Raw genomic sequence first — 26,902 nt, 5'->3', positions numbered from 1 at the left:
CACCCGTGACCGAAACGGGCGTCGACCGTGGTTCCGGCCGTGTGCCGGACCCGCCCCCACCCACCGGACACCACCGGAATCGGCCATCGCCCCGATCGCCCCGCCGGAGCACCGACACGGGACCACCACGAGGTCCCCGACCCATGTCACCCGCCACGCCGAGGGCACCCGCGCTCGACCGAGTGTCCGAATATCGCCGCCCGGCGCTACTTCCCCTCGGTCGCCGATCAGTCACACACGGTCATCATCCATTTCCAAGACGTGCCTCCCGCCGGTACGCCTCCACCTCCGCGACCGTCGGCGGATCCGCGCCCGGCCGGGAGCAGGTGAGTGCCGCGATCGACGAGGCGTCGACGAGCAGTTCGGCCAGGGTCGACGCATCGAGGCCGCGAACCCCGTTCGGGCTCAGCAACTCCCGCCGACGGAGCGCGTCGAGCAGCCCGGCCGTGTACGCGTCGCCCGCCCCGACCGTGTCCACCACCCGCACCGGCACGGCCGGGATCGTCGCCCCACCCGCCCGGCAGAGCCCGTACGCGCCCTCGGCCCCCCGGGTCACCACGACCAGACCCGGCCCCCGGCGCAGCCACTCGTCCGCCACGTCGTGCGGGGACCGCGCCGGATACAGCCATTCCAGGTCCTGATCGCTGACCTTGACCAGATCGCACAGATCCACCAGCGCCTCGATCCGCGCCCGGGCCGCCTCCGGCTCGCCCATCAGGGACGGCCGGCAGTTCGGGTCGTACGACACGAGCGCGCGGCGTCCGGCGTGCGCGGCGGCCAGCAACTCCCGAACCGTCTGCGCCCCCGGCGCCAGCGTCGCCGCGATCGACCCGGTGTGCACGCACCGCGACTCGGCCGGCACCCGCACCGTCGCGGGCAGATCCCACACGATGTCGAAGGTGTAGTCGGCCACCCCCGCCGCGTCCACCCGCGCGTACGCCACGCTCGTCGACCCCGAGTGCACGCCCTCCGGCGCCGGCACCACCCCACTCGCGGCCAGGTGCGCGGCCAGCAACTCGCCGTACTCGTCCTTCCCATAACGGGTGATCAGCCGCACCGGCACCCCGAGCCGACCCAGGCCCACCGCCACGTTGGCGGGACTGCCGCCCGGATGGGCGACGGGCGCGCCGCCCTCGGTTCGGACCAGATCGATCAACGCCTCGCCGATCACCGTGATCACGGCCGAACCTCCCTGGTCGTACGCCCACTTCGCGTCTCGCGCGGTCACGGCCCCACCTCGCCCGAGCCCCGAAGGATGAGCCGGGTGCGCATGTGCACGTGCTGCACCGGGGTCGGATCCCCCGCCAGCCGCCGGAACAACAACCGCGCGGCGGCCTGTCCGAGGCCGGACGGATCCTGGGCGACCACGGTCACGGCCGGTGTGAGCATGTCGGCGAGTTCGAAGTCGTCGAAGCCGACCAGGGCCGGCTGTACCGGGGAGCGGCGGATCTCGCGCACCGTCTCGACCGTGAACCGGCTGTTCCCGCAGAAGACCGCCGTCGCCGGATCGGCGCCGCCGAGCATCGCCCGCAACCACGCGCGCAGTTCCTCACCGTACGGCGGCCCGTTGTACACCAGGCGCGGATCGACGTCGATGCCCGCCTCGGTCAACGCCTCGCGGTATCCGCGCACCCGCTCGCGCGCGGTGAAGATCTCCAGCCGGTCGCCGATGAAGGCGATCCGCCGATGCCCGTGCCGGACCAGATGCCCGACCCCGGTCCGGGCCCCGCCCACGTTGTCGACCAGGACCGTGTCCGCCTCTATGTCGCCCGGCGGCCGGTCGACGAACACGCACACCATGCCGGCCTCGATCTCCGGCAGCAGATAGGTATGGCTGCCGCTGGCCGGTACCACGATCAGCCCGTCCACCCGCCGGGCGCACAGCGCCAGCACGAGGTCGCGCTCCTTGTCCGGATCCTCCGCCGACGACGCGCTGAACAACACCGTGCCGTGCTGGTGCGCGATGTCCTGGATGGAGCGGGTGAGCGCGGACGAGAAGGGATCCGCGGCGTCCTCCAGCACCAGGCCGATGCTGGAGGTGTGCCCGGAACGCAGCTGCGCGGCGCTGTCGTTGCGGCGGAACCCGGTCTCGGCGACCGCCGCCCACACCGCCTGCCGCTTGACCGCGCTCACGTTCGGCTCGCCGTTGATCACCCGCGAGACGGTCTTGATCCCCACGCCGGCGAGGGCGGCCACGTCCTTCATCGTGGAGCGCCCGCGCCCGCGCGGTCGCTCCGGTGTCGTCGGGCCGGCCATCGCATTCCTTTCGGGCGACCGGGCTCACACCCGGCACTCACGGTGCGTGTTGCGCGTCGCGTGTCGCGCGTGGAAGGGGCACGGGAGCGGGACGGCGCCGCGCTCACCCCGCGGCCCGACGACGCAGCGCCTCCGCGATGGTCGGTGCGGACCGGAGCCGAGGCAGCAGGGTCGCCTGGACCGCGTGGTACGCGTCGGGCTTGCCCCGCCAGACGTCGGCCGAGGGCCGCGCGTCGGCGTCGAGTTCGTGATGCCAGCCGCCGTGCTCCCGGTCCAGGAATACGGCGTCGGCATGCTCCCACCACACTCGGTACCAGTCATCGTAGTCGGCGTCCCCCGAGGCCCGACGCAGCGCCGCCGCGGCCGCGATCGCCTCGGCCACGACCCAGTGCATCCGGGCCCGGACCAGCGGTTTCCCCGACCAGTCGACGGTGTACACGAAGCCCGGCCGACCGTCGGCGCGCCAACCCTCCCGCACCGCCGCGTCGAACAGCGCCACCGCGTCCGCGCGCAGCCACCCGGGCGGCTCCGGCAGCGCCTCGGACAGCGTGATCAGCAGGCGGGACCACTCGAACCAGTGGCCCACGGTGGCGCCGTAGGGACGGAACGGGTCGGCGGGGTGCTCGCGGTTGTACTCGGGCAGCGGGGTCCAGTCCGCGGCGAAGTGTTCGATCAGCCGCCAGTGGTTGGCCCGGGCGTGCTCGTGCACCACCCGCTCGGCGATCCGCAGGGCGCGTTCGCGCCAGCGGGCCTCGCCGGTGGCGTCGGCGGCGGCCAGGAACGCCTCCACGGCGTGCATGTTGCTGTTGGCGCCCCGATACGGCTCGCCGACGGTCCAGGTCCGGTCCCAGGATTCGGCGCAGGCGCCGCGGTCCTGCTCCCAGAAGCGGCGCTCCACCACGTCGAGGGCGTCGGCGAGCAGCGCGGGCGCCTCGGGATGACCGGCGGCGCACGCGCTCGCGGCGGCCAGCACGACGAACGCGTGGTCGTACATCCGCTTGCCGTCCGGCCGTTCGGGGTCTGCGTCGGTGTCGCCGTCGCCCGGCGCGGGTCGGCCGGCGCGATCCACGACCGGATGCCAGCCGCCGTATTCGTGGTCGCGCAGCGGCCCGGTCAGCGCGGCGATCCCGTGCGCCACGAGCGCGCCCGCCTCGGCCGCGTCGAACGCCGACCCGCGCGCCTCCGCACGCAGGCGGGCCAGGGCGAACACGTGGGTCATCCGCGCGGTCACCCACGTGTGCACCACCCCGTCCGGCAGCGGGCGGCCGACGTCGTCGAGCCAACCGAAGCCGCCGCCGGTCAACTTGGCGCCGGTCGCGAAGCGGATCAGCCGGTCGCATTCCGCGTCGAGCCGGGCCGTGTGTTCGGGGGAGTCCGGCCAGGGTTTCGGCCAGGGTTCAGCTGCCATGTGCCGCACGCTCCCTCTGACATCGTTGTCATGCGGACCGTACCCGTCCCGCCCCGCGCTGTCGACATCCCGCCCCGATCGTCCTCGGTGGCCATGCCTTCGGCGGTACCTGTCGGGGCAATCGCCGTAATCCCCACCCGGTTTCCGCCTCATCCGAGGCGGCGCAACCCCTGGACACCCGCCGGTGTGGCCGGCACTGTACTGACACCGTTGTCAGCGGCAGGCGGCGCGGATCCCCTCGTCCCCGTCCCGACACACGTGCGAACGCGTGGCGCCCGCCGGGTCCGGCCGAGCCGGCTCGCGGGGAACGACCCGACAATCCGAAGGAGTTGGGCACGTGCAACCCCTGATCGAAGGTCGCGGCCTGGTCAAGCGATACGGCCAGGTGCAGGCCCTGCGCGGCGCCGACTTCACGGTCTTCCCGGCCGAGGTGGTCGCGTTGATCGGCGACAACGGCGCGGGCAAGAGCACCCTGACCAAGACCCTGGCCGGCACCGAACGCCCCGACGCGGGCCGGATCCTCTTCGAGGGCCGCGAGGTGCACATGGAACGCCCCACCGACGCCCAGGGGTTGGGCATCGAGACGGTGTACCAGGACCTGGCCCTGGCCCCGGACCTGGACGGCCCGGCCAACCTCTTCCTCGGCCGCGAACTGCTGCGCCGCGGCCTGGCCGGCCGCCTCGGCGTGCTGGACAAGGCCACGATGCGGGCGCGGGCGATCGAGGCGTTCGCCCGACTCGGCGTCGAACTCCAGGACGTGGACGCGCCGATCGGGACGTTGTCCGGCGGCCAGCGGCAGAGCGTGGCCATCGCCCGCGCGGTCGCGTGGGCGGACAAGGTGATCTTCATGGACGAGCCCACCGCGGCGTTGGGCGTACTCCAGCGCGGCCGGGTGCTCGATGTGATCCGCCGGGTCCGGGACAACGGCATCGCGGTCGTGCTGATCAGCCACAACATGCCCGAGGTGTTGTCGGTCGCGGACCGCGTCGAGGTGTTGCGCCTCGGCCGTCGGGTGGCCAGTCTCCCCGCGGCGGAGACCACGGTGGAGGAACTGGTCGGCGCGATGACCGGCGCGCTCGACACACTCGACACGGAAGGCGCGCCGGCATGAACCGCGACGACACGGCCACCACACCGAACTCCCAGGACCGCCCCGACCACCCGCCGCGAGACGACGCGGCCGAAAACCCGCAGGCCCGACCCGGGGCGACGCCCGACGCCCGACCGCACGGCAAGCACGATGCCAAGCCGGACGCCGACCCGCACGCCCGGCCCGCGAACCGATCCGACGGCCGTCGCGCCGACCACCGCGAACCGCCGGGCGTCGACACCGCGTCGACGCCCCGTCCACACCCCGCGGTCGCCTTCGCCCGCACCGTCCTGTGGCCCCGCCTCGCCCGTACCAACACCTGGTGGACCTTCCTGGTCCTGATGGTCCTGGTGACCGCCTTCTCGATCATGCGCCCGTCGCAGTTCCCGACCACGTTCAACCTGCGCAACGTGGCCACGGACGCCGCCGTGTTGCTGATCGTCGGCGTCGGCATGACCTTCGTGATCATCATGGCCGGCATCGACCTCTCGGTCGGCTCGGTCCTGGTGTTCGCGGGCGTCGCGGCGGCCAAGACGATGACCGCCGTCTCCGGTCCGGACGCGGGCTGGGGCGCGATCCTGCTCGGCGTGCTCGCCGGCCTCGCCGCCGGTGCCGCGTGGGGCGCGTTCAACGGATTCCTGGTCGCCAAGGCCCGGGTACCGGCGCTGATCGTCACCCTCGGCAGCCTCGGCATGGCGCTCGGCCTGGCCCAGGTGATGACGGAGGGTCAGGACGTCCGGGGCGTGCCCACCCGGTTCACCGACACCATCGGCAACGGGCGGATCCTGGGCGTGCCCTGGTTGGTGGTGATCGCGCTCCTCGTCACCGCGGTCGGCGCGCTCGTGCTCGGCACCACCCGATTCGGCCGCCGCACCTACGCGGTCGGCTCCAACGCCGAGGCGGCGCGCCGGGCCGGCATCCCGGTCGACCGGCACATGATCGCGGTGTACGCCCTGTCGGGCACCCTGGCCGGGCTCGCCGGCGTACTGTCCCTCGCCCGCTTCACCACCACCACGATCGGCGGCCACGCCAACGACTCGCTGGGCGCCATCGCGGCCGTGGTGCTGGGCGGCACCAGCCTGTTCGGCGGCATCGGCACCGTCGTCGGCACGCTGATCGGCGTGTTCATCCCCGCGATCCTGCAGAACGGCTTCGTCATCCTCGGCGTGCAGCCGTTCTGGCAGGGCGTTGCGGTCGGCGCCGTCCTGATCGCCGCCGTGTACGCCGACCAGTTGCGCCGCCGCGGTCGCCAACGCCGGTGAACCACAAGGCGGTTGCCGAGCCACCATGCGCCCCTCGCCACCACTCCCGCATCGCCCCACCACCGCCAGGAGGCACTGCCCGATGAAGACACCGACCTACGTCGCCGTGACCATCGCCCTGACCGCGGTCGCCGCCCTGAGCGGATGCGGCGACGACGGCGGCTCCGGGGGCGGGCGCAAGATCACCTTCGTCCAGGGCGTCAAGGGCGACGAGTTCTACATCTCGATGGCCTGCGGCGCGCAGCAGAAGGCCAAGGAACTCGGCGTCAAGCTCGACGTGACCGGCGCGGACAAGTGGGACGCCTCGCTCCAGACCCCGGTGGTCAACGCGGTCGCGGCCAAGAGCCCGGACGCGGTGCTGATCGCGCCGACCGACACCCAGGCCATGCGTCAACCCGAGCAGCAGCTCAAGTCGCGCGGCGCGAAGGTGATCGAGGTGGACACCAAGCTCGACGACGCCTCGATCCGGGAGACCGCGATCTCCTCCGACAACGAACGCGGCGGCATGCTCGCCGCGCAGACCCTGGCCGCCCAGGTCCAAGAGCGCGGCGCCGTCGCGGCGATCAGCGTCAAGCCCGGCATCTCCACCACCGACGCCCGCCTGAAGGGCTTCGAGACCGAGATCAAGAAGCACCCGGGCATCACCTATCTCGGCGTGCAGTACAACGACGACGACCCGGCCAAGGCGGCCTCGATCGTCACCTCCACCATCGCCTCGCACCGCGACCTGGTCGGGGTCTTCGCCGCCAACGTGTTCAGCGGCGAGGGCGCGGCCACCGGCATCGAGCAGGCGGGCAGGGCCGGCCAGGTCAAACTGATCGCGTTCGACGCCACCCCCAAGCAGGTCGAGGCGCTGCGCAAGGGCTCCATCCAGGGCCTGATCGCGCAGAAGCCCTTCGACATCGGCGCCCAGGGCGTGGAACAGGCCGTGGCCGCCCTGGACAAGAAGCCGGTCCCCAAGGCCGTCTCCACCGACCTGATCGCCGTCACCAAGGAGAACGTCGACCAGCCCGACGTCAGCAAGTACCTGTACAAGGGCGCCTGCTGAAGCGGAGGCCCGCGCCCCCCGCGAGGCCCCCGCACTCCCGGTCCCCGGGAGGGGCCCTCGACGCGGTCGAGCCCCCGTGGGGAGTCACGGGGGCTCGACCGAGGACGTGCGCTCGGATGCGACGGTACGCGTCGCGAGGGGGCGTACGCGACGTGCCGGATCCGGCCGGGGTTCGGAGGGGTCGAGGGGCCGGGGGCCGCTATGCCTCGACCGGTACCAGCGGAATCGCTGCTACTTGATGATCGTGGTGAGCGGCAACTTGTCCTCGCGCTCGATGATGCACGCGGCCTGGTGGTTGCCGTGTCGCCACGACTCCATGTCCAGCGGGTACGTGAACGAGAACGTGATCTTCGGCGAGGCGGGCTGCCGGTCGACGATCGGGCCGACGTACTGCTCGCACAGCTCGCTGACCTTGTCCTCGTAGCCGGGGGTCTCCGGCGTGACCGTGGACGGCAGGTCGAAGGCCCGGCCGACCTGGCCGTTGTGCGACTTGCTGCACGGCACGTCGTCGGTCTTGGTGCCGTTCTGGTTGATGCACTGGCCGGTCTTGTACGTGAACGCGTCGATCACGTCGGCCGAGCCGCTCGCGGAGCCGGTCGGCTTCGGCAGACCCGTCGCCTTGCCGGTCGGCTTGCCGGTCGGGCTCGTGGTGGGCTTCTCGGTGGCGCTCGCGTTCGTGGACGCGGTCGCGGAGGACGAGGGAGCCTTGCTGCTCTTGTCGCTCTTGTCACTGCCGAGACAGCCGGACAGCAGGGCGGTGGCGGCGACGACTCCGGCCACGGCCGGCGCGATCGTGCGCAGGCGGTGGATGGTGGGCATGAAGGACACAACCTTTCGCTTTTCGGGACGCCCAAGATCCTGTCGCGATCCACGGTCGAAAGGTTGAGGGAAACGGTACTTGAACATTCGCCGAATTCGGCGTATCCGCTCACGGTGGTTCAGCCGCGGCGACCAGCCGCGGCGATCAGTCGCGGTACGCGTCGAACCAACGAGGTTCGATCCCGCGCCACGCGCCGTCCATCGTGTCCGATTCCCGCGCCCCCTCATCCTCGTACGCCGGCGCCGTCCACGCCAGCCCCTCGTGCGGGGAACGTGCCGCGCCGCCCGGCGGCGCGATCCGGCGCACCGCCACGCCGATCACCTGATCGCGGTGCACGAAGCCGTACGCGCGCGAATCCCAACTCGAGGCGGCGTTGTCGCCCAGCACGACCAACGCGCCCTCGGGCACACGTTCCTCGGCCACGTCGCGCAGCACCGGGAACCGCTCCCGGGGCACCCGATCGCCGCCCACCGCCACCGCCCGCTTGATCATCAGCCGACCGGCCGGCCGCGGGGCCGACTCCGGTCGCATCGGCAGCGCGGCCAACTCCTCCGGGGTCAACCCCGCCAGCTCGGGCGGCAGTCCGGGCAGAGTCGCCGGATTGGGCACCAGGACGACCACCACCTGACCGGCCCGCACCCGGACACCGCGGCGCACCAGGAGCCGATCGCCCGGCGCGAGTGTGGGCTCCATGCTGGGCCCCTCGACCGTGGCCACCAGATAGCGCCGCCGCACCCACAACAGCGCCGCCCCGCCCAGCGCCGCGACCGCCGTCCCGGTCGCCACGACCGTACGTCCGTGCACCCGTGCGCTCACTTCGCCTCCTGATATCCCGCGGCCTGGAGCCGGAAGAGTTTCGCGTAGTGCCCCTCGCGGTCGAGCAGTTCCTCGTGCGAGCCCCGTTCGGCGATCCGGCCGGCCGCCAGCACCACGATCACGTCGGCGTCGCGCACCGCGCCGAGCCGGTGCGAGATGAGCAGGCTGGTGCGGCCCTCGCGGTACTCGCGCATCCGGGTGTGCACCTCGTGCTCGGCCTGCGGATCCAGCCCCGAACCGGGCTCGTCCAGGATCATCAGATCTCGCCCGACGCGGACGAACGCCCGGGCCAGGGCCAGTCGTTGCCACTGGCCGCCGGAGAGCACCACGCCGGTGTCCGGGTTCTCCTTGTCCGCCTCGCTGAAGAACATCCGGGTCAGCAGCGTGTCGTAGCCGCGCGGCAGGGCGGCCAGCTTCTCGTGGATGCCCGCCCGTCGCGCGGCGGCCTCCACGCGGTCGCGGTCGTCCCAGTGGGCCGGGTCGCCGAGCGCGATGTTCTCCGCCGCGCTCATGTCGTAGTTCATGTGGTCCTGGAACACCGCGCTGATCCGCTCGCGCAGTGCGGCGGGCGGGATCTCGCGCAGGTCCACGCCGTCCCAGGTGATCCGGCCCCGGGTCGGGTCGTACATCCGGCACACCAGCTTGACCAGCGTGCTCTTGCCCGCGCCGTTGAGCCCGATCAGGGCCACCGCGCGGCCGTGCGGAAGGCTCAGGTCGACGCCGTTCAGCACCCAGGGGTGGTCCTCGCTGTAGCGGAACCAGACGTCGTGGAACTCGATGCCCGTCCCGGGCGCGGGTACCAGCGTCGGTTGTGCGGTCGCCGAGACCAGGTCGGGTTCGGCCCGGGACACCGCGACGTAGTGGGTCAGGCCGAGCAGTTGCCCGTAGGTGGCGGCGATCGAGGCGACCAGCGTGTTCAGCGCGTTTTGGATACCGGTCAGCGCGGCGACGAACATCACCACGTCGCCGGCGGTGAGCCTGCCGTCGTGGGCCGCCGTCACCGCCCACCACAGGCCGCCGCCGGCGACCACGGCGCCGAGTGCGCCCAGTGCCGCCTGGGTGACGAACTCGCGCAGGTCCATGCGCCGTTCGGCCTCGTTGGCGCGCCGCCGTTCGCCCATCATCCGGGCGCGCAGCACCGGCCCGATCCCGAACAGCCGGATCTCGGTGGCCGCCTGAACACCCGTCAGCAGCCCGCCGTAGAAGAACTCCCGGCGGTGCACCTGCTCGTTGTCCCACACCATCGCGGCCCGCATACGGGACAACCGCAGTTCGGCGATCAGCACCGGCACACCCGCGGCCAGCACCAGGGCGGTCATCGTGGGGCTGAGGATCAACAACGAGCCGATGAAGCCGACCAGGGTCAGCGTGCCCTGCACGGTGCTGCCCGCGCCGTCGACGAGGCCGCCGAAGTCGGTGGTGCTCTGCTTGGCCAGCCGCAGCCGGTCCAGGAACGCCGGGTCCTCGAACCGGCGCAGCCCCACCTGGCGTTCGGCCGCGGCGAAGAGTCGATCGGTGGCGAGTACGCCGGTGGCCCGGCCGATCTGGGCGTGCAGATAGCGGCCGAGTCCGGGCAGTACGGTCACGGCGAGCCCGATGCCCGCGAGCGCGAGCGCCGGCGCGGTGATCGCGTCGTGCGGGTCGGCCAACCGGTCGATGACCAGCTTGGTCGACCAGGCGGTGGCGATCGGCAGGCCCGCCGAAACGATCGTGGCCGCCAGCGACGCGAGAGCCCGCCCGGGCGCGGCGCGCAGGATCAGCGCCAGCCCCACCCGCGCGGCGCCGGCCGCCTCGCGGGTGGATATCCGTCCGCTCACGCGGGGGCTTCGCTGAACAGGTCCGCCATCCGGCCGCCGGCGGCCACCACGCGTCGATCCCGCCCGAGCAGATACACCCACGGCGTCCAACTGTTGTGGAAGGCCGCCTGGACCGCGCCGTCGTAGTCCTCCACGATCACCCGGGCCACCGGGGCGAGGATGGCCGTCAACTCCGGGTCGGCGTCCGCGATCACCGCGATCACCCGGTCCCGGCCCATGACCTTGGCCTGCTCGGCGAACCCCGGCGCGAGGGTGTGGCAGGGCGTGCAGTGCGCGGAGAAGAACCCGACCATGCCGTAGACGTCGGAGTCGCAGACCTGCTCGCCGTCGGTGGTGGTCGCGGTGAACAACTCCGGACGCGCGCCGAGCGGCAGCCCGTGCGCGGGTGGGTCCGAGGGCGTGTGGCCGCCGTGCGGCGGACTCGACGGATTGCGCAGGCGACGGATCACGCCCAGGGTGAGCAGCAGATTGACCGCGGTGATCAGGGCGAGCAGGACCACGGCGGCGACCAGGTAGGGCATCAGGCAGTCCTCGCGAACAGGTCGACGATGTCGTCGAGGGTGATGATCAGGAGTGCGCCGACCAGGCTCGCCACGCCCGCGATCAGGCCGCCGGCGAGCGGCGGGGAGTCGGCGGTGCCGCCCGCGACGGCCGCCGCGGCGCCGGCGCAGGCGGCGGCGAGCAGGACCGCGTTGCGGGCCAGGTGGCGCGCGCCCAGCGGGGCGTCGGAGGCGCCGAAGCAGCGGCACGAGGAGCGCCGGCCGCGCCGCAGCGCGCCGGCGATCGCGACGGTGAAGGCGAGCAGCAGCCCCGCCGCGACCGTGAACCCGAGTGCGCCCAGGGGCGGGACCGCGACCAGGATCGGCACCGCCGTCTCCGCGGCCACCACGACGACCGCCACCGGCCGGGCCCGCCCGATCGGCATGGGCACCAGTCGCGGCACCGACGCGACGAAGCCCGAGAAATCCCGGAGCTTCGAGAACGCCGAGACGACGAATACCAGGCCGATCAGACACGCGCAGCCCACATATACATACCCCATGGGCACCCCCTTTTATGGCACACGGAAACGGCGGGCGGCGAAATCATCGCGGCCCGCCGCCGAGTCGGGTGGGATCGTTCGTCCTTCCGTGCCGGAAGCGGTGGTCGAGTGATCCGCGGGACGCCGATCCCGTGAGTCGGGTGTCCCGAAATTAACGGCAGTAATCCCGCTGTACGTTATTGCGTGGCGAAGTAATTGCGCCGGGGAAAGCTGTTGTCGCGAGAGCGGTGAAGAGCGATTTCGTGACCCCGCCGCGGGCGGGGAGGGTTGGGGGCCTGCCCCACCCGCGACGGGGTCATCGGCGAATCGTCAGCAGCCCTTGGCGATCAGCGTGGTCTGGCAGCCCTCGTTGAGGCAGCAGACGCGCAGGTAGTAGTACCCGTTCTGACAGTAGTAGCGGGTCGAACAACCGGCTTCCACGGTGACCTTTTGGGTCATGCGGTTGAGCAGGCGGTCGGCGAGACGCATCATGACGTCTCCTCTCCCGGCCGGGTAGGGCCGTTTGGATTGGGTGATCGGATTATTTCCAGTTCCCCTTTTTATTGGCAAGACCCAAAATTCCGACCGCCCCCCGGAAGATCAACATCGCCCGGTGCGGTCGTCGCCAATTCCCGACAGGTAATGGCGGGCTCGTTTATCCATGCGCGGACATATGGATACGACTGGATACGACGCTCTTACGGGACGAGATGGGCGAAAGCGACGACATTGCCGGAGTAGTGATTCTTCTTGCTGTACGCACCACCGCAGGTGATCAACCGCAATTCCGGCCGGGCCGCGTCGCCGAACACCCGGGCGGTGGGGAACGCGTCCTTGGCGAACGCCTCGACCCCGTCCACCTCGAACGCCGCGACGCTGCCGTCCTCACGATCGATCTCGATCCGGGACCCGCGCGGGAGCGCGCCGAGCGGATAGAAGACCGCCGGGCCGGCCGCGGTGTCCACGTGTCCGGCGATCGACGCGGTGCCCTTTTGTCCGGGCGTGACGCCGCCCTGGTACCAGCCGGCCAGGTTGCGCTCGCCCTGCGCGGGCACCTCGATGCCGCCGTCCTTGTCCAGACCGACCCGCGCCAGCGGCGCAGAGATGCCCAGCGCCGGGATGCGGATCCGGGTCGGCGACGACGCGCGCATCGGCGCCGCCTCCGGCGTGGGCGCGGGCACCTCGGCGGCGCCCACCGGCCCCGCGCTCGCGCCCACCGGCCCCGGAGCCGCCCCGGTGATCGGCACGGCCGCCGCGGCGGGCGGGCGCGGCGGCGGCCGGTCGGCGTCGAACCCGGCGGACAGCAGACCGATGCCGCAGATCGCCAGCGCGCCGGTGGCCGCCGCCCAGACCAGGCGGCGGCCACTGCGTCGGTGCTGCCGATCCGCGGCGCCCTCGGGTGCCTCGGGTACGGAACGGGCCATCGGTCAGGCGGGGTTCGCGGCCCGACGGCGCAGCGCGACGAAGCCGGTGCCGGCCGCGCCCGCGAGCACCAGGCCACCCGCCGCCAGCAGCGCCGGGTCCGCCCCCTGGGTGCCGCCGAAGCCGGCCGTGGACGGCGCGGTCGGCGCGCCGCCCATCACGTGCAGGCTGCCGATCAGCTCCTGCCCCTCACCGCAGACCACCTTGACCTCGTAGTCGCCGGTGGCCACGTCCTTGATGGTCGCCTGACCCTTGAGCTCGTCGCCGGAACGGGTGAGCGTGACCGAGGACGTGAACGCCTCCGAGGTCGCGGTCGCGGTGTTCGCGGTGCAGTGCTTGTCGTCCGACAACAACACGGTGTCGCCGGGGCGACCGGAATCGGCCTGCATCGGCGTGGCGGCGAACGCCGCGCCTGCCGAACCGCATACAGTGAGACCGACGATCGTGCCGACGACGGCGAGACGGGCACAGCGCATTTCGTCCTCCAATGGACAGCCGGAACCCGAACCCGACAGACCGGGCTCAAGGGGGAGTTCCGCTACAAGGAACGTAAAAAGCCGCCGAATCGCCCGCCACCGCTCGCCGCCGAACGGTGGATCACGCCGAGCGTGGGGGTGGAACGCGCCCGGCGGGGGGTTTACCGCTCCCGCGCCGAGCCCGCGTCCAGCAGCCGGGCCGCCACCACCGCGATGTCGTCCTCCACGGGCGGCACCACCAGCCGGTCCAGGAGCGTGTCCACCAGCGACTCCAACGGCGCGTGCGACGCCAGCGGCACCGACGCCAGGCGGGCCAGCGACGCGTCGATGTCCTCGTCCCGACGCTCCACCAGGCCGTCGGTGTACAGGATCAGCACCCCGCCGGCCACGTCCGGCCGGATGTACGACGCATAACCCCCGCACCCGGTGCCCAGTGGCGGACCGGTCGGCAGGCGCAACAACCGGCTCGCTCCGTCCGGCGGGATCAGCAGCGGCGGCAGATGTCCGGCGTTGGCGAACGTGGAGATGCCCGCGCGCGGGTCGATCAGGACCAGCAGACACGTGGCCACCCGATCCAACTCCACCTCCTGGCTCATCCGATCGGCCTGGGCCAGGATCTCCTCCGGCGCCAACCCACCGGCCGCCAACACCCGCAGCAGCGCCCGATAGTGGCTCATGTCCACCGCCGCCTGCACGCCGTGCCCCATCACGTCGCCGACCGCGAGCAGCGTGCGCCCGTGCGGCAGCGCGATCGCGTCGAACCAGTCCCCGCCCACCTCCGCGCTGCGCCCGGCGGGCAGATACCGGGTGGCCAGTTCCACGTCCGGGTGCGGCACCTTGGGCCGGGACAACAACGCGCGCTGCAGGGCCAGCGCGACATCGTGCTCGCGCGAGTAGCGCCGCGCGTTGTCCACACACGTCGCCGCCCGGTACGCGAGGTCGCGGGCCATCTCCACGTCGTCCTCGGTGAACGGCGGCGAGGAGCCGGCCCGGATCAGGCTGAGGGAGCCGATGATCTCGCCGCGCGCGATCAACGGCACCATCAGCGCCGAGTGCAGGCCCGCCTTGCGGTACACCGCCACCCGCGACGCGTCCGGCGCGGTGGCCCGCAACCGGTCGTCGGGCGGCCGGTTGTCCACCACGGTGGCGCCGGTGCGCACCACACGCGCCACGTCGGCGCCCGGCTGATAGTCGATGTGCTCGCCGGGCCGGCCCAGCACGGCGCTGAGGTGGCGCAGCTTCGGGATCGACGTCCACGCGGCCCGGCGCAGCCGCACGGTGTCCGGCGCCGGGCGCGAGCGACCGCTGTCCTGGTCCGGGTCGGCCGGCTCCAAAAGTTCCACACCCACCACGTCCGCGAGCACCGGCACCAGCAGCTCGACCAGTTCGCGGCACGTGGTGTCGGTGTCCAGGGTGGTGCCGATCTCCAGCGCGGCCCGATCGAGCAGCGCGAGCCGACGGTGCGCCTGATCCAGGGCCAGTCGGGTGCGCCGCGACCGGGTCGTCTCCATCAGGATCCCGACCACGCCGAACACCCCGCCCTCGTCGTCGAGCCGGTGATACGCGGCATGCCACCAGCGTCTGCGCGGCAGACCGCGCACGGTGGTGACGCCGCTGATCGTGCTCTCGCGCGCGACCCCGTCGGCCAACACCGCGCGCAGCAGGTCCTCGGGCACCTCCAGGCCGGGAAAGCCCTCGGCGATCGACCGCCCCACCTGCTCGCTCGCGGGCCGACCGTCGATCGCGGACATCGCCGGATTGACGTACACGTGCCGCAACCGCGCGTCCAGGATGGCGATCGGCGCCTTGGTCTCGGCCAGGACCCGGTGGAACAGCCGCAGCCGGGCGCGCACCGACAACCGCGACTCGACGCCGAGCAGTCCGCCCACGTCGAACTCGTCGTCCGCCGGGTCGACATCCCTGTGCAAGCCACTCCCTCCTCGCCGCCACCGCCGCCGTCCACGCTCAGCCCGCGGGCACCCCCGACGGACCGGCGAGCGCGGCCGGGTCGAGGGGCGAGAAGCCGCACGCGCGCAGCGTGCCCGCGACGGCGGCGAAATCGGCGCCGGCCGCCACCGGCACCGCGGTGCGCACCCGCGGATCGGCGGCCCGCGCGAACGCCCCCAGCACGTCCCGGGCCCCGGTCTCCACGAACAGCTCGATCCCCCGCTCGCGCAACGTGGTCACCGCGTTGCGATAGCGCACCGGGTGCCGCAACTGTCCGACCACGCCGTCGCGCAACTCCCGCTCGTCGGCGTAATCGCGCCCGAGCAGCGGCGACAACACCGGATAGCGCGGAGGGTGGAACTCGACATCGGTACCGAGGCGACGCCACTCGGTCGCCGCCGACTCGCGCAACCGGTTGTGGAACAGGGTGCGCACGGTCAGCGGCTTCGAGGCCACCGCCCGCCGCTCGGCCAACGCGGCGAACGTCGCCAACGACTCGTCCGGGCCGGAGACGACCGTATGCTTCGCCGAGTTGTCACAGGCCAGATCGAGCCCCGGCAACTGCGCCGAACACAGCAGCTCCAGGGTGTGCCCCGGGGCCAGCCGCAGGGTGAGCAGTCCACCCGGATCGCAGGTGTACAGCGTGCACGCCGCGGCCCGCGCCAGGTACAACCGCGCCCCGTCGCCCGCGGTGAACACCCCGGCCGCGGCCAGCGCCGCCATCTCGCCCAGGCTGTGCCCGAGCAACACGTCGGGATGGACCCCGAAGTCGCCCTCCAACAACCGGAACGCGGCCAGCGCCCCCGCGTAGATGGCCAGATGCAGGGCCAACTCGTGCCGATCCATCAACTCGTGCGCGTCCGGCGCGTGGGGATCGACGAGCAGGCGCGACGGCGGCAGGGTGGCCCGGTCGCCCACCGCGTCGTCGACCTCGTCCAGGGTGTCGCGGACGGCGGGCCGATCCTGGAGCCGGCGCAACGCGCCCGGCACATAGGAGCCAACACCGGGCATGACGATCGCGGTACGTGGCACGCTCACGGAGACTCTCCCTTGGCTCGGTGGTCTCTGGCACCAGGAGACGATGCGCGGGCCTCGCGGCGACGGCTGCGCCGCGCGGCTCGCGGATCGCCCCCGCTCATGGCGGAAGCCCGGGCGCGCGGGTCGGGCGCGGTCCGGGTCGGGCGGTTGGGGACGGGGCCGTGGGCGGCGGGTCGGGAATGAAGACGGCCCAGGGTTCCAGGAGAGTCGAGCCGGCCCATGCCCGCAACCGCGCCCCACGCCGCGACCACCCCGGGCCCGGCCGCACACACGCCGGCCCACCGGGCCCGAGCCGGCTCCGGGCGGCCCGCGTCGGCCGTTCGGCCGTATGCCATCCGGGTGGCCCCGACCGTGAGCCGGCCGCCGATTCGAGGGGAGAGCGCCGCCCGCCCGCCGCCCACGCGCACCCGGATCGTTGGGCCGAACGTGATCACCCGCGGCCGGGCACTCGCCGCCGTCGCCGCCGCCACCCTCGCCGGAGCCGGCGAGGGTGGATCCGGGAGCCGGGAGCCCCGCGCGGCGAGGGCACCCCTATGCTGACCACGCCACGACCCGGGCATCCGGCCCGGCTGCGCACATACGCGAGGGGTTCGGATGAGGGTCGGCGTCATCGGTTTGGGCGACATCGCGGAGAAGGCCTACCTGCCCGTCCTGTCGACGCTGCCGGACCTCGACCTGCGGCTGCACACCCGTACGCCCGAGACGCTGCGCCGGATCGCCGCCGCGTACCGCGTGCCCGCCGAGCACTGCCACGCCGACCTCGACGGGCTGCTCGACGAGGGGCTGGACGCGGCCTTCGTCCACGCCGCCACCTCCGCGCACCCGGCGCTGGTGACCCGGCTGCTGGAGGCGGGCGTGCCCACGTTCGTGGACAAGCCGCTGGCGTACACCCTGGCCGACAGCGCGCGCCTGCTGGAGTTGTCCCGCGAGCGCGGCGTCGGCCTGATGGTCGGCTTCAACCGTCGCCATGTGCCGGCCTACGCGGCGAGCCGGGAGTTGCCGCGCGATCTGATCGTGGTGCGGCGCAACCGGGTCGACACCGCGCGCGAGGTGCGCACCGTCGTCTTCGACGACCTGATCCACGTGGTCGACACGCTGCGCTTCCTCGCACCGGGCACGATCGAGCACGTCGACGTGCGGGCGCGGGTCGTGGACGGGCTGGCGCAACACTTCGTCCTGCACCTGTCCGGCGCGGGGTTCAGCGCGATCGGCACGCTCAACCTCCGCAGCGGGTCGAACGAGGAGATCCTGGAGGTCTCCGGCCGGGACACGATGCGCGAGGTGTACAACCTGGCCGACGTGGTCGACCACGACCGCGGCCTGCCGACGGCCCGGCGGCGCGGCGACTGGACGCCGATCGCCCGGCAACGCGGCATCGAGCAGCTCGTGCTGTCCTTCGTGGACGCCGTCCGCACCGGCGCCTTCCCCGACCTCGACGACGTGCTGCGCACCCACGAGATGTGCGAACTGGTGGTCACCGAGGTGGAGAAGCACAACGCCTGAGCCGGCCGGCCATCACCGCGTCGCGTGATCCGCTCGGGCGATCGCCGCCCGCAACACGGCCGCCGTGTCCGTGTGGGAGCCGATCTCGGCCCAATGCAGCGGGGTGTGTCCGGTGCCGTGGTCCTCGCGCAGCCGGGGGTCCGCGCCGTGGGCGAGGAGTTCGCGGACGGTCTCGGTGTGCCCCCAACAGGCCGCCGCGCACAGCGGGGTGCCCTCGGTGCCGTGTCCGCTCTCGGTGTCGGGCGCGGCGCCCGCCCGGAGCAGGAGCGCCACCACGTCCGCGGCGCCGTGCACCGAGGCGGCGTACAGGGGTGTGGTGCCGTACCGGTCGGCTCGCTCCGGATCGGCGCCCGCCCGCAACGCGGCGGCCGCCGCCGCGAACCGGCCCAGTCCGGCGGCGGCCACCAGCCGAGCCGACAGTCGTTTGCGCTCGCGATTGTTCACGCCGGCGAGGGTAGCGGGGCGACCACGACCGAGGGCGACGATTTTCCGGGTCGCCGGTGGGGCCGGGGTCGGGTCGGTGCTATGCGCGGTGTCGGGCGGCGGCCCTGGTGCTCTCCTGCACCCACGCGACCTCGTAGTCGCGATCGAGACGGTTCTGCTCGTTCTCGGAGAGGTGGTCCAGGGCGGGGCGCAGGTCGCGTTGCTCGTGCAGGAGCAGGCCGTCCATCGCGGACGCCGCGTCCTGCGCCTCGTCGTGGAAACCCGGGCCCTCCGGGCCGATTCGCGCGGCCGAGTCGAGGAACGCCTCGATCCGGCGACCCTGCGCGATCGCGGCGTCGATGTATCCGGCGCGTTGCTCGTCGGCGTTGCGGACCGCCGGGTACAACACCCGCTCCTTGGTCGCGAGGGTCGCCCGGATCGCGGCGTCGGCCTCGGCGAAGAGCGCGACGGTGCTCTGCGGGGTGGCCCGCCACCGGCGGATCAGCTCACGGAGGTTGCGGTTGTCCAGCACGGTTGTCTCCTCGCACGTCGACTCGGCCGCACCCGCCCGCCCCGGGCGGACCGGGCGGACCGGCGGGCATCACATCGGGGACAGGTGCCCTTTTCGGTCGGGATCATCCCTGGATCGGCCGGACGCGGGGCCCTCGGGCACGGGTTCGTGGACGGCGGGGACGTTTCCGACCGGCTCGGCGAGCCGGCATGGTGTGGCGGGTGACTCAGCCAACGCACACGCGCCGCGCCGCCCGGTCCCTCGTCGCCACCGTCGCCGTCGCGGCCGTGCTGGGGGTGGCCGGGTGCTCGTCGGACGACCCGGTGAAGTTCAAGGACGGCGACCACACCAAGCCGGTGGACGAGGCATCCGGCCGGGACTTCGCCGAGGCCCGGCTGGTTCCGGAACGTGCCCTGGACGAGCGGCAGTTGGCCGCCTCGGCGGAGACCGTCCGCAAACGGGCGAGCGCGGGGCGGCTGCCGGTGAAGTCGGTGACCGTGCGGGACGGCGCGCTGGTGGTGCGGGTCGCGGTGAAGCCGTCCGGGGACGACACCCGGCAGCGACTCGCGGCGATCGCGCACACCGGACAGTTGAGCGTGCGCGCCGTGACGGCCGCGACGCCGTACCCGTCCGCGGCCGGGGGGCCGGGCGGTACGGCGGCGCCCTCGGGCGGGCCGGAGTGCGGCGATCCGGCGGTGCCGCGCGTGGACGATCCCGCCGTGCCGCTCGTGGCGTGCGACGACAAGGCGACGGAGAAGCTCACGTTGGCGCCCGCCGTGATCACCGGGACCGATGTGGCGAAGGCGGAGGCCAAGGCGTCGTCCCAGGGCTCGGGTGGTTGGGAGATACAGCTCGAATGGACGCAGAAGGGTCAGGCCGCCTTCACCACGCTCACCACCGACGCGGCCGGGCGCGAAGAGCCCGCCAACCGGGTCGCGATCGTGTGGGACGGTCGCGTGCTGGTCGCGCCGACGGTGCGATCCGCTATCCCCGGGGCCGCGGTGATCTCCGGCACCTACACGGAGGCGGATGCCCGGCAACTGGCCGGGACCATCGGCTCGGGCATGTTGCCGGCGGGGTTCAGGGTCGAGTCGTTCGAGCCGGGGCGCTGAGGGGTCCGGATTCCCGGGCGAGTGGACGCGGCTGCTCCTCGTGTGCGGCCATCGCGTCGGCGATCCGGTCCCGCATCGGGCGGCGGTCCAGGGCGGTCAGTGCCTCGTCGATCAACCGGCTGAGCGGGTACGGGAGTTCGGCCTCCAGGGCGCGGGCGGCGGTGGTGGTGGCGGTCCATTCGGCGTCCAGGACGGGCAGCAGGCGTTCGGCCTCGGGGGTGGCGGTGACGATGCGTTGGCGGGCGTCGGCGCCGGGGGAGAGGGTGACCAGGCCGGCCTTGGCCATGTGCGCCACGGTCTGGCTCGCGGCCGAGTGGGTGACGCCGATCGCGGCGGCCAGGTCGCGGATCGAGGCGGGCCCGTGCGCGGTCAGGACCCGGACGACGGGTGTGTAACGCGGGCGGAATCCGGCCAGGCCGAGGTCGGCGTAGGCCGCGCCGACGCCCGCGTCGAGCACGTCGAGCAGGTGCCGCAGCCTGGTCCCGAGCAGTTCGGGGCCGGAGGACGGGCGCGGGCCGGGGGTCGCTCCGACGGGCGGCGTCGGGGGTGGCGGGGTCATGACGGTAAATATAACAGCGCTGTTGTATTAGAGTCGGCCCCTGCGCGCGCACCTCTTCGACCGAAGAACCACTCGTGAAAGGTGGGACGGCCGTGACCGTTCGATATCCGCCGATCGAGCCCTACGAGCACGGGATGCTCGACGTCGGGGACGGCAACCGCGTCTACTGGGAGAGTTGCGGCGACCCCGCCGGCAAGCCCGCGCTCGTCGTGCACGGCGGTCCGGGGTCGGGCTGTTCGACGGGGGTACGGCAACTGTTCGACCCGAGTCGCTACCGCGTCGTGCTCTTCGACCAGCGCGGGTGCGGGCGCAGCACGCCGCACGCGAGCGATCCGCACACCGACATGCGGCACAACACCACCGATCATCTGCTCGCCGACATCGAGCGGCTGCGCGAACACCTGGGCGTGGAACGCTGGTTGTTGTACGGCGGCTCGTGGGGGTCGACGCTGATCCTGGCGTACGCGCAGCGCCATCCCGAGCGGGTGTCCGAGATCGTCATCCCGGCCGTCACCACCACCCGTCGGGTCGAGATCGACTGGCTGTATCGCGGGGTCGGGCGTTTCCTGCCCGCCGAGTGGGAGCGTTTTCGGGACGTGGTGCCCGAGGCGGAGCGCGACGACCCGGTGGCGGCCTATGCCCGCCTTGTGGAGCACCCGGATCCGGCGGTGCGCGAGCACGCGGTGCGGGAGTGGTGCGCGTGGGAGGACGCGGTGGTCGGGGGCGAACCGAACGGCCGGCCCGGCGCGTACGGCGGCCGTCCACCGGCGGCCCGCACGGCGCTGGTCCGGATCGCCGCGCACTACTTCTCGCACGGCGCGTGGTTGCCCGAAGGTGTCCTGATCCGCGAAGCCGGCCGCCTCGCGGGCATCCCGGGCGTACTGATCCACGGTCGCCTCGACCTGAGCAGCCCGCTCGACACCGCCTGGCACCTGTCCCGAGCGTGGCCGGATGCCACGCTGGAGGTCATCGACGACGCCGGCCACCTGGGCAGCGACACGATGGGCGCCACGATCCTGTCCGCCCTCGACCGCTTCGCCACGACCTGACCCCCGCCCGAGCCGACCTCCGCGAAAGGCGGTGGCGGGTCCGCGGTGGGATCGGCATGCTGGGCGAATGTTGATCAGGGAAGCGGGAAGCGACGACTGGCCGGCGATCTGGCCGTTCTTCCACGAGATCGTCGCGGCCGGGGAGACGTTCACCTATCCGCTCGATCTGGGGATGGACCAAGGCCGCGAGTGGTGGCTGCCGGCCCCGCCGTCGCGCGCGGTGGTCGCGGTGGACGAGGCCGAAGTGGTGCTCGGTACCGCGAAGATGAATCGCAACCACATGGGCAACGGGTCGCACATCGCCAGTGCGAGCTACATGGTCGACCCCGCGCACTCGGGGCGGGGGGTCGGCCGGGCGTTGTGCGAGTACACCATCGAGTGGGCCCGGGCGCAGGGCTACCGGGCGATGCAGTTCAACGCGGTCGTGGCGACGAACGAGCACGCGGTGCGGCTGTACCGCAGCCTCGGCTTCGAGGTGATCGGCACCCTGCCGGAGGGGTTCGACCACCCGAAGCACGGCTACGTCGGGCTGCACATCATGCACTTGGCACTTTGACTTCGAGTTCAGTCGATGCCGAAGGCGCCGCGCAGGTAGGTCAGGTTCAGGCCGTCCTGGTAGGCGCCGCCGCCCTCGTGGCCGTTGAACGTATGCACCTCCATGCGCTTGTCCGCCGCGTAGTGGTGGTAGGCGGCGAACACCGTGGAGGGCGGGCACGTGGTGTCCATCAGCGCCACGCTGAACCGCGCCGGGGCGCTCGCGCGGGCGCCGTGGTTGACCGCGTCGAAGTAGTCGAGGGTGCGGAACACCCGGTCGACGCGGTCCCGGTGTACGGCGAGGTAGCGGGCCAGTTCGCCGTAGGGACCCGTCGCGGCGATCTCCGCGCCGCGGCGGAAGTGGCACAGGAACGGTACGTCGGCCACCACCGCGGTCAGGTCGGGCACCAGGCCGGCGACCGTGAGGGCCAGGCCGCCGCCCTGGCTCGCGCCGAGCGCGGCGATCCGGGTCGGGTCGACGGCCGGATGGCTGCGGGCGACGGCGATCGCCCGGACCGCGTCGACGGCGACCCGGCGGTAGTAGTACCGATCAGGGTCGGTGACGCCCCGGGTCAAAAAGCCCGGGTGGGTGGAGCCGTCGCCCGCGGGCGCGTCGTCCCCGGTGGCGCCGGCGCGCCAACTGCCGCCCTGGCCGCGCACGTCGATCACGAGGTGGGCGAACCCGGCCACCGCGTAGAGCAGTTGCTCGTGCGGCAGGCCCCGGCCGCCGCCGTATCCGGGGAACTCCACCACACACGGCAGGGGTCCGTCCCGACGCACGGGCAGTACCAGCCAACCGTGCACCCGTTGGCCGCCGTGACCCGCGAACGAGACGTCGTACACCTCGACTCCGGTCAGCGGACCGACCTCGGGCGTGAACGTCGGGTCGAGGGGGTGGGCGTCGGCCTCGTCGAGCGTACGGGTCCAAAAGGCGTCGAAGTCCGCCGGTTCGCATCGTTCCGGATGAAATCGCTGCAACTCCGGCAGTGACAGGTCGCTCAGGGGCATGGCGGGTTCCTCTCCGAGGGGCGGCTCTGATCGGCATTGTCGAGGCCGGCGGATCGTGGTGATCATCCGGGGCGTGGCGCCGACCGAACGGGTGCCCGATCCAGGGGTGTTCCCTGAGGAGTAGGGGGCCGTGGACGTAGGTTCCCGGCACTACTTTTGTCGTCCCACTGCGTCGTCGGGAGTAGTACCCCTAGGGGAGAGTCCTCCCCAAGCAGTAACAGCAGTACCTACACACGACTGATTCACCGGTGCTTTCGGACCTCTAGATTTGTCGAGTAGAAGACGACGACCAGTCGACAAAGAGGAACCAGGGGACTCATGAGCGCCGCAGGGAAGTCGGGGACCGTGGCCGCGTTCGTGCGCTTCGTCGTCTGCGGCGGTGGCACCGGACTCGCGTCGAGCGCCGCGCTCGTGGCCCTCACGGGGCACCTCTCCATAGCCGTCGCCAACGCCCTGGTGACCGTGGTCTTCACGCTCCTGGCGACCGAGTTGCACAGCCGGTTCACCTTCGGCGCGGGTCGGGCGCGGGGCCGACTGCACGTCCAGGCCGCGCTGTCCGCGCTGGTGTGCTACCTGTTCACCACCGGGGCGATGCTCGCGCTGCACGCGGCGCAGTCGTCGCCCGGCGTGGTCAAGGAGCAGGCGGTCTATCTGACCGCTTCCGGGATCGCCGGGATCGCTCGGTTCCTCTTCCTGCGCTTCGTTGTTCGGGTTCGGGCGCGGTCGAACGCGGCGGAGGCGGAGACGGGGATCGGGGCCGGAGTGAAGACGGAGACGGCGGTGGAGGTGCGGGTCGGCGGCGCGGCGGCGGAGGCCGGTGTGCCCGTGGGTGCCGGTGCCGCCGTGGGCGAGTCCGTGACCGGGCTCGCCGCCGCGTCCGTGCCCGCGCCGGCGTCCGTGCCCGCGCCCGTGTTCGGGCCCCCGCAGCCGGTGTTCGTGCGCGCCCCCGCGTCCGCGTCCGCCTCCCGTTCCGCGTCGGATGTGGTGTCCGCTCTGCTGTCCGCTCCCGCCTTCGTGCCCACGGCGTCCGCGCCGGAGTCGTCCGGGTGGGGTTCGGGACGAGTGTTCGAGTCGCTTCTGATTCTTCCTGCGTGCGATGGCTGGGTCGCGCCCACGCGCGCGGCCGTGGTCGCGACGGCGTAGGCGTCACACCTTCGACAGGAGTCCGTGGATGACCCGCGCCGCCGCCGAACACTACGAGCGAATCCTGGCCGCCAACTACACCTGGACACTGGGTGGGGACCTGGTACCGATCGCCGCCGGGCAGGGCGAGTTGCTGACCGGACTGGGCGTCGCCCCGACGGCGACGTCCGCGTTGGCCGTGGATCTGGGCTGTGGGCCCGGCAACCAGAGCCTGGCTCTGGCCGGTCTCGGCTTCGGTCGGGTCCTGGCGGTCGACACCAGCCGGATCCTGCTGGCCGAACTGGCGCGACACGCGGCCGAGTTGCCCGCGATCGAGCCGGTGTACGGGGACATCCGCAAGGTGTTGCCCGAGTTGACCGCGCCGGGCGAGGCCGCGGCCGTGGTCTGCATGGGCGACACGCTCACCCACCTGTCGACGAAGGACGACGTGAGCGCGCTGCTCGTCGAGATCGCCCAGGCCCTCGCCACCGGGGGACGCCTGGTCGTCACCTACCGCGACCTGACCGAAACCCTGCATGGAATCGACCGGTTCATCCCGATACGGAGTACGGACGATCGGGTGTTCACCTGCTTTCTCGAATACCCGGACGACGACACGGTCCTGGTCCACGATCTGCTGCACGTCCACGACGGCACCGGCTGGACCCAGCACGTCGGCAGTTACCCGAAGTTGCGGATCGCCCCGACCTGGCTCGCCGAGCGCTGCCGGGACGTCGGGCTGACGGTCGAGCACAACCGCCCGGGCGCGCGGGGCCTACAGGTCCTGGCGGCGCGCAAGGGCTGAGGTGGGGGCGGGGTCGGCGGGTGTGCGTCGGCGGGTGTGCGTCGGCGGGTGTGCGTCGGTGGGTGTGCGTCGGTGGGTGTTCCCGCAGGTCGGCGCGGCTGGAAATCGGATGCGGGCGGTCTTCGGTCGTGATACTCCAGGCTCCCATGGGAGATCTCGAAACCGCACGACTCGTACTGCACCCGTTGACCGTCGCCGAGACGGAGCGGGTGGTGGCCGGTGAGCCGGCCGCCGACGACCGATGGGAGGTCGGCTATCCGACGGCCGGGGACGTGGCCGGCGGTGGCCGGTTTCTGCGTACCTGCGCGACCGTCGGGGATCCGGGGGCCTTCGGCAACTACGAGATCCGCCGCCGGGAGGACGGCATGGCGGTCGGTGGTATCGGCTTCCACGGCGTGCCGGACGAAAGCGGCACGGTCACGATCGGCTACGGCCTGATCGAGGCGGTCCGGGGGCGCGGCTATGCCACCGAGGCCCTGCGTGAACTGCTGAGCTTCGCCCGAGCCGCGGGCGTGACCCGGGTCGTCGGGGACACCGCGCACGACAACGTCGCGTCGCAGCGCGTGATGGCGGCGGTGGGGATGCGGCTCGTCAAGGAGGAGGCCGGGCTCAAGCACTACACGATCGAGTGGTCGCCGGGCGCCGACGGCGCGGAGCCGGCGGCCGATGCCCCGGTGCGGGTCAGGCGCCCGTGACGGCGGTTCTCCGGTAGGCGTCGGGGGTCTGGCCGGTCCAGCGCTGGAAGGCGCGGCGCAGGGCGCGGGCGTCGGTGTAGCCCAGCCGCCCGGCTATCGACTGGACCGGCAGCTCCGTATCGCGCAGCAGCGTGGCGGCGTGCTCGTGCCGCACCGATTCGATCTCGTCCCGCCAGGTGGTCTCCAATTCGCTCAGCCGGCGCTGGAGGGTGCGCGGACTCATCGCCATCCGGTGGGCGACCATCTCCAGGCTCAGTTCCTCGCCGCCGAGGGAGCCGGCCAATACCGATCGGAACCTGCCGTGCCACCCGGCCGCCGGGCGGGCGTTCTCCAGCAGGTTGTCCGCGTATCGGCGCAGGATCAGCCCGAGTTCGTCGTCGCCGGGGCGGGCCGGGCGCGGGCGTTCGGCGTCCATGTCGAGGAAGGTCATCGAGTTCGTTCGGGCGCCGAAGTCGATGGCGCGCGTGCCGAACGCCTCGATCAGATGCCGGTGGTTCTTCGGGGCTTCGTGCGCGAGGGCGACGTGTACGGGGACCACGCCCGGGCCGCGGGCGTCGCGCGCCCGCTTGAGCATGACCGCCATCGCGAATTCGTCGATCGCGGTGACCGCGGCCGGCGAGTAGTTCGCGATGCCGTAGGTGACGGTGAGGCGTCGATCGTCCTCGACCACGGTCATCTCGACCACCGGGTCGGACATCGTCGACACGTAGCGCGCGGCGTCGCGGCAGCCGTCGGCGAACGAGCCGGCGGAGGTGAACAGGTAGTCCCACACGTGCAGCCGACCCAGTGTGGCGCTCTTCGCGGCCCGGACGGCGACGTCGGGCGGGCCGGTGGCGACGGCCAGCTCCCAGGTCCGGACCACGCTGGCGGTGGGCACCCGCAACAAGGGGTTCGCCAGCGTCTCCGGCTCGAAGCCCGGCAGATGCGCGAGTTCGCTCAGCGCCACCCCGGCTTCCAGGGCAGCGTCTCGCACCACGCGCGCCGCGTGCGAGGAAAGCGTGTACTCGATCACTGCCGGAGCATATCCGCACGGTCGGCCGCAATGGGGATGTGGGATCTGTCGTCCTCGGTCCCCATGTCGACGTGAAGTGTCCCCCGGTGGGTCGTCGTGTCCCCGGGCGGGCCTCGGCGGCGGAGAGTGGTGTTCCACAGGTGCGAAA

28 protein-coding genes are annotated in these 26,902 nt (G+C 72.5%); 10 read left to right on the top strand and 18 right to left on the bottom strand.

Features of this window, described 5'->3' with window-relative positions:
• Nucleotides 1-244: 244 nt before the first annotated feature.
• From ACFRCG_RS41350 to ACFRCG_RS41340, 3 genes are all read right to left on the bottom strand, one after another.
• Nucleotides 245-1,228 carry a carbohydrate kinase gene (locus ACFRCG_RS41350; protein WP_380041305.1) on the bottom strand — a complete coding sequence of 328 codons (984 nt, stop codon included), beginning with the start codon at nucleotides 1,226-1,228 and terminating at the stop codon, nucleotides 245-247.
• Nucleotides 1,225-2,256 carry a LacI family DNA-binding transcriptional regulator gene (locus tag ACFRCG_RS41345; protein ID WP_380041303.1) on the bottom strand — a complete coding sequence of 344 codons (1,032 nt, stop codon included), beginning with the start codon at nucleotides 2,254-2,256 and terminating at the stop codon, nucleotides 1,225-1,227. Before ACFRCG_RS41345 ends, ACFRCG_RS41350 begins: the two co-directional genes overlap by 4 nt.
• Nucleotides 2,257-2,359: 103 nt before the next feature.
• Nucleotides 2,360-3,664 (bottom strand): AGE family epimerase/isomerase, encoded by a 1,305-nt coding sequence (locus tag ACFRCG_RS41340; RefSeq protein WP_380041301.1) that lies wholly within the window; start codon nucleotides 3,662-3,664, stop codon nucleotides 2,360-2,362.
• Nucleotides 3,665-4,001: 337 nt separating this feature from the next.
• On the opposite strand from ACFRCG_RS41340, the gene ACFRCG_RS41335 reads away from it, so the two are divergent.
• The 3 genes from ACFRCG_RS41335 to ACFRCG_RS41325 all read left to right on the top strand — a co-directional run bounded on the left by ACFRCG_RS41335 (nucleotide 4,002) and on the right by ACFRCG_RS41325 (nucleotide 7,064).
• The gene (locus ACFRCG_RS41335; protein ID WP_380041299.1) at nucleotides 4,002-4,775 is read left to right on the top strand and encodes an ATP-binding cassette domain-containing protein; all 774 of its coding nucleotides are present in this window, start codon (nucleotides 4,002-4,004) and stop codon (nucleotides 4,773-4,775) included.
• Entirely contained in the window at nucleotides 4,772-6,016 is a 1,245-nt protein-coding gene (locus ACFRCG_RS41330; protein WP_380041297.1) for an ABC transporter permease, read from the top strand. The genes ACFRCG_RS41335 and ACFRCG_RS41330 overlap by 4 nt, the downstream gene beginning before the upstream one ends.
• 82 nt (nucleotides 6,017-6,098) lie before the next feature.
• Complete coding sequence (locus tag ACFRCG_RS41325) at nucleotides 6,099-7,064, top strand: ABC transporter substrate-binding protein (protein ID WP_380041295.1); 966 nt, start codon at nucleotides 6,099-6,101, stop codon at nucleotides 7,062-7,064.
• Nucleotides 7,065-7,295: 231 nt separating this feature from the next.
• Here ACFRCG_RS41325 and ACFRCG_RS41320 read toward each other — a convergent pair whose 3' ends face one another.
• From ACFRCG_RS41320 to ACFRCG_RS41275, 10 genes are all read right to left on the bottom strand, one after another.
• A complete protein-coding gene (locus tag ACFRCG_RS41320; RefSeq protein WP_380041293.1) occupies nucleotides 7,296-7,883 on the bottom strand; it encodes a septum formation family protein in 588 nt (195 codons plus the stop codon).
• A 145-nt stretch (nucleotides 7,884-8,028) separates the two neighbouring features.
• Nucleotides 8,029-8,700 (bottom strand): S26 family signal peptidase, encoded by a 672-nt coding sequence (locus tag ACFRCG_RS41315; RefSeq protein ID WP_380041291.1) that lies wholly within the window; start codon nucleotides 8,698-8,700, stop codon nucleotides 8,029-8,031.
• Nucleotides 8,697-10,517, bottom strand: a complete 1,821-nt coding sequence (locus tag ACFRCG_RS41310) for an ABC transporter ATP-binding protein (protein ID WP_380041289.1) — start codon at nucleotides 10,515-10,517, stop codon at nucleotides 8,697-8,699. Before ACFRCG_RS41310 ends, ACFRCG_RS41315 begins: the two co-directional genes overlap by 4 nt.
• Complete coding sequence (locus ACFRCG_RS41305) at nucleotides 10,514-11,038, bottom strand: hypothetical protein (RefSeq protein WP_380041287.1); 525 nt, start codon at nucleotides 11,036-11,038, stop codon at nucleotides 10,514-10,516. The genes ACFRCG_RS41310 and ACFRCG_RS41305 overlap by 4 nt, the downstream gene beginning before the upstream one ends.
• Nucleotides 11,038-11,559, bottom strand: coding sequence for a MauE/DoxX family redox-associated membrane protein (locus tag ACFRCG_RS41300; protein WP_380041285.1), 522 nt, complete (start codon nucleotides 11,557-11,559; stop codon nucleotides 11,038-11,040). The genes ACFRCG_RS41305 and ACFRCG_RS41300 overlap by 1 nt, the downstream gene beginning before the upstream one ends.
• A 309-nt stretch (nucleotides 11,560-11,868) precedes the next feature.
• Nucleotides 11,869-12,030 carry a hypothetical protein gene (locus ACFRCG_RS41295; RefSeq protein WP_380003951.1) on the bottom strand — a complete coding sequence of 54 codons (162 nt, stop codon included), beginning with the start codon at nucleotides 12,028-12,030 and terminating at the stop codon, nucleotides 11,869-11,871.
• Nucleotides 12,031-12,236: 206 nt separating this feature from the next.
• Nucleotides 12,237-12,962, bottom strand: a complete 726-nt coding sequence (locus tag ACFRCG_RS41290) for a class F sortase (RefSeq protein WP_380041283.1) — start codon at nucleotides 12,960-12,962, stop codon at nucleotides 12,237-12,239.
• 3 nt (nucleotides 12,963-12,965) lie between these two features.
• Entirely contained in the window at nucleotides 12,966-13,436 is a 471-nt protein-coding gene (locus tag ACFRCG_RS41285) for a hypothetical protein (protein WP_380041281.1), read from the bottom strand.
• A 161-nt stretch (nucleotides 13,437-13,597) separates the two neighbouring features.
• On the bottom strand, nucleotides 13,598-15,364 hold the full coding sequence (locus ACFRCG_RS41280) for a SpoIIE family protein phosphatase (protein WP_380041279.1): 1,767 nt from the start codon (nucleotides 15,362-15,364) through the stop codon (nucleotides 13,598-13,600).
• Nucleotides 15,365-15,401: 37 nt separating this feature from the next.
• Complete coding sequence (locus ACFRCG_RS41275; RefSeq protein WP_380041277.1) at nucleotides 15,402-16,421, bottom strand: ACP S-malonyltransferase; 1,020 nt, start codon at nucleotides 16,419-16,421, stop codon at nucleotides 15,402-15,404.
• A 594-nt stretch (nucleotides 16,422-17,015) separates the two neighbouring features.
• On the opposite strand from ACFRCG_RS41275, the gene ACFRCG_RS41270 reads away from it, so the two are divergent.
• Nucleotides 17,016-17,924, top strand: a complete 909-nt coding sequence (locus ACFRCG_RS41270; protein WP_380041275.1) for a Gfo/Idh/MocA family protein — start codon at nucleotides 17,016-17,018, stop codon at nucleotides 17,922-17,924.
• A gap of 12 nt (nucleotides 17,925-17,936) precedes the next feature.
• Here the strand turns inward: ACFRCG_RS41270 and ACFRCG_RS41265 are convergent, their stop codons facing one another.
• Nucleotides 17,937-18,368, bottom strand: a complete 432-nt coding sequence (locus tag ACFRCG_RS41265) for an ankyrin repeat domain-containing protein (protein WP_380041273.1) — start codon at nucleotides 18,366-18,368, stop codon at nucleotides 17,937-17,939.
• A 79-nt stretch (nucleotides 18,369-18,447) separates the two neighbouring features.
• Nucleotides 18,448-18,879 carry a hypothetical protein gene (locus ACFRCG_RS41260; RefSeq protein ID WP_380041271.1) on the bottom strand — a complete coding sequence of 144 codons (432 nt, stop codon included), beginning with the start codon at nucleotides 18,877-18,879 and terminating at the stop codon, nucleotides 18,448-18,450.
• Between the two features lie 200 nt (nucleotides 18,880-19,079).
• On the opposite strand from ACFRCG_RS41260, the gene ACFRCG_RS41255 reads away from it, so the two are divergent.
• A complete protein-coding gene (locus ACFRCG_RS41255) occupies nucleotides 19,080-19,970 on the top strand; it encodes a hypothetical protein (RefSeq protein ID WP_380041269.1) in 891 nt (296 codons plus the stop codon).
• Here the strand turns inward: ACFRCG_RS41255 and ACFRCG_RS41250 are convergent.
• Entirely contained in the window at nucleotides 19,939-20,529 is a 591-nt protein-coding gene (locus tag ACFRCG_RS41250; protein WP_380041267.1) for a MarR family winged helix-turn-helix transcriptional regulator, read from the bottom strand. The genes ACFRCG_RS41255 and ACFRCG_RS41250 overlap by 32 nt on opposite strands.
• Before the next feature lie 92 nt (nucleotides 20,530-20,621).
• Between ACFRCG_RS41250 and pip the strand changes: the two genes are divergently transcribed.
• The gene (pip, locus tag ACFRCG_RS41245; protein WP_380041265.1) at nucleotides 20,622-21,578 is read left to right on the top strand and encodes a prolyl aminopeptidase; all 957 of its coding nucleotides are present in this window, start codon (nucleotides 20,622-20,624) and stop codon (nucleotides 21,576-21,578) included.
• Between the two features lie 67 nt (nucleotides 21,579-21,645).
• Complete coding sequence (locus ACFRCG_RS41240) at nucleotides 21,646-22,134, top strand: GNAT family N-acetyltransferase (RefSeq protein WP_380041263.1); 489 nt, start codon at nucleotides 21,646-21,648, stop codon at nucleotides 22,132-22,134.
• Nucleotides 22,135-22,142: 8 nt separating this feature from the next.
• Here the strand turns inward: ACFRCG_RS41240 and ACFRCG_RS41235 are convergent, their stop codons facing one another.
• Entirely contained in the window at nucleotides 22,143-23,120 is a 978-nt protein-coding gene (locus tag ACFRCG_RS41235) for an acetylxylan esterase (protein ID WP_380041261.1), read from the bottom strand.
• A 318-nt stretch (nucleotides 23,121-23,438) separates the two neighbouring features.
• Here ACFRCG_RS41235 and ACFRCG_RS41230 point away from each other — a divergent pair, with 318 nt between their 5' ends.
• The 3 genes from ACFRCG_RS41230 (at nucleotide 23,439) to ACFRCG_RS41220 (ending at nucleotide 25,742) form a co-directional block, all read left to right on the top strand.
• Entirely contained in the window at nucleotides 23,439-24,263 is an 825-nt protein-coding gene (locus ACFRCG_RS41230; protein ID WP_380041260.1) for a hypothetical protein, read from the top strand.
• A gap of 28 nt (nucleotides 24,264-24,291) precedes the next feature.
• On the top strand, nucleotides 24,292-25,047 hold the full coding sequence (locus tag ACFRCG_RS41225) for a class I SAM-dependent methyltransferase (protein ID WP_380041258.1): 756 nt from the start codon (nucleotides 24,292-24,294) through the stop codon (nucleotides 25,045-25,047).
• Between the two features lie 146 nt (nucleotides 25,048-25,193).
• The gene (locus ACFRCG_RS41220) at nucleotides 25,194-25,742 is read left to right on the top strand and encodes a GNAT family N-acetyltransferase (protein ID WP_380041256.1); all 549 of its coding nucleotides are present in this window, start codon (nucleotides 25,194-25,196) and stop codon (nucleotides 25,740-25,742) included.
• Here the strand turns inward: ACFRCG_RS41220 and ACFRCG_RS41215 are convergent.
• Nucleotides 25,729-26,754 (bottom strand): AraC family transcriptional regulator ligand-binding domain-containing protein, encoded by a 1,026-nt coding sequence (locus ACFRCG_RS41215; RefSeq protein WP_380041254.1) that lies wholly within the window; start codon nucleotides 26,752-26,754, stop codon nucleotides 25,729-25,731. The genes ACFRCG_RS41220 and ACFRCG_RS41215 overlap by 14 nt on opposite strands.
• Nucleotides 26,755-26,902 lie beyond the last annotated feature (148 nt).

This window comes from Embleya sp. NPDC056575 (assembly GCF_042793325.1).
Taxonomy (GTDB): Bacteria; Actinomycetota; Actinomycetes; order Streptomycetales; family Streptomycetaceae; genus Embleya.
The sequence above is the reverse complement of the archived record's forward strand: the minus strand, read 5'-3'. Positions and strand labels throughout refer to the sequence as shown.

What these genes read in the sequence shown, in the direction of transcription:
- ACFRCG_RS41345 (WP_380041303.1), bottom strand. Translation starts at nt 2,256, where the DNA reads ATGGCCGGCCCGACGACACCGGAGCGACCGCGCGGGCGCGGGCGCTCC.
- ACFRCG_RS41340 (WP_380041301.1), bottom strand. Translation starts at nt 3,664, where the DNA reads ATGGCAGCTGAACCCTGGCCGAAACCCTGGCCGGACTCCCCCGAACAC.
- ACFRCG_RS41330 (WP_380041297.1), top strand. Translation starts at nt 4,772, where the DNA reads ATGAACCGCGACGACACGGCCACCACACCGAACTCCCAGGACCGCCCC.
- ACFRCG_RS41325 (WP_380041295.1), top strand. Translation starts at nt 6,099, where the DNA reads ATGAAGACACCGACCTACGTCGCCGTGACCATCGCCCTGACCGCGGTC.
- ACFRCG_RS41320 (WP_380041293.1), bottom strand. Translation starts at nt 7,883, where the DNA reads ATGCCCACCATCCACCGCCTGCGCACGATCGCGCCGGCCGTGGCCGGA.
- ACFRCG_RS41305 (WP_380041287.1), bottom strand. Translation starts at nt 11,038, where the DNA reads ATGCCCTACCTGGTCGCCGCCGTGGTCCTGCTCGCCCTGATCACCGCG.
- ACFRCG_RS41300 (WP_380041285.1), bottom strand. Translation starts at nt 11,559, where the DNA reads ATGGGGTATGTATATGTGGGCTGCGCGTGTCTGATCGGCCTGGTATTC.
- ACFRCG_RS41295 (WP_380003951.1), bottom strand. Translation starts at nt 12,030, where the DNA reads ATGATGCGTCTCGCCGACCGCCTGCTCAACCGCATGACCCAAAAGGTC.
- ACFRCG_RS41290 (WP_380041283.1), bottom strand. Translation starts at nt 12,962, where the DNA reads ATGGCCCGTTCCGTACCCGAGGCACCCGAGGGCGCCGCGGATCGGCAG.
- ACFRCG_RS41285 (WP_380041281.1), bottom strand. Translation starts at nt 13,436, where the DNA reads ATGCGCTGTGCCCGTCTCGCCGTCGTCGGCACGATCGTCGGTCTCACT.
- ACFRCG_RS41270 (WP_380041275.1), top strand. Translation starts at nt 17,016, where the DNA reads ATGAGGGTCGGCGTCATCGGTTTGGGCGACATCGCGGAGAAGGCCTAC.
- ACFRCG_RS41250 (WP_380041267.1), bottom strand. Translation starts at nt 20,529, where the DNA reads ATGACCCCGCCACCCCCGACGCCGCCCGTCGGAGCGACCCCCGGCCCG.
- ACFRCG_RS41240 (WP_380041263.1), top strand. Translation starts at nt 21,646, where the DNA reads ATGTTGATCAGGGAAGCGGGAAGCGACGACTGGCCGGCGATCTGGCCG.
- ACFRCG_RS41235 (WP_380041261.1), bottom strand. Translation starts at nt 23,120, where the DNA reads ATGCCCCTGAGCGACCTGTCACTGCCGGAGTTGCAGCGATTTCATCCG.
- ACFRCG_RS41230 (WP_380041260.1), top strand. Translation starts at nt 23,439, where the DNA reads ATGAGCGCCGCAGGGAAGTCGGGGACCGTGGCCGCGTTCGTGCGCTTC.
- ACFRCG_RS41225 (WP_380041258.1), top strand. Translation starts at nt 24,292, where the DNA reads ATGACCCGCGCCGCCGCCGAACACTACGAGCGAATCCTGGCCGCCAAC.
- ACFRCG_RS41220 (WP_380041256.1), top strand. Translation starts at nt 25,194, where the DNA reads ATGGGAGATCTCGAAACCGCACGACTCGTACTGCACCCGTTGACCGTC.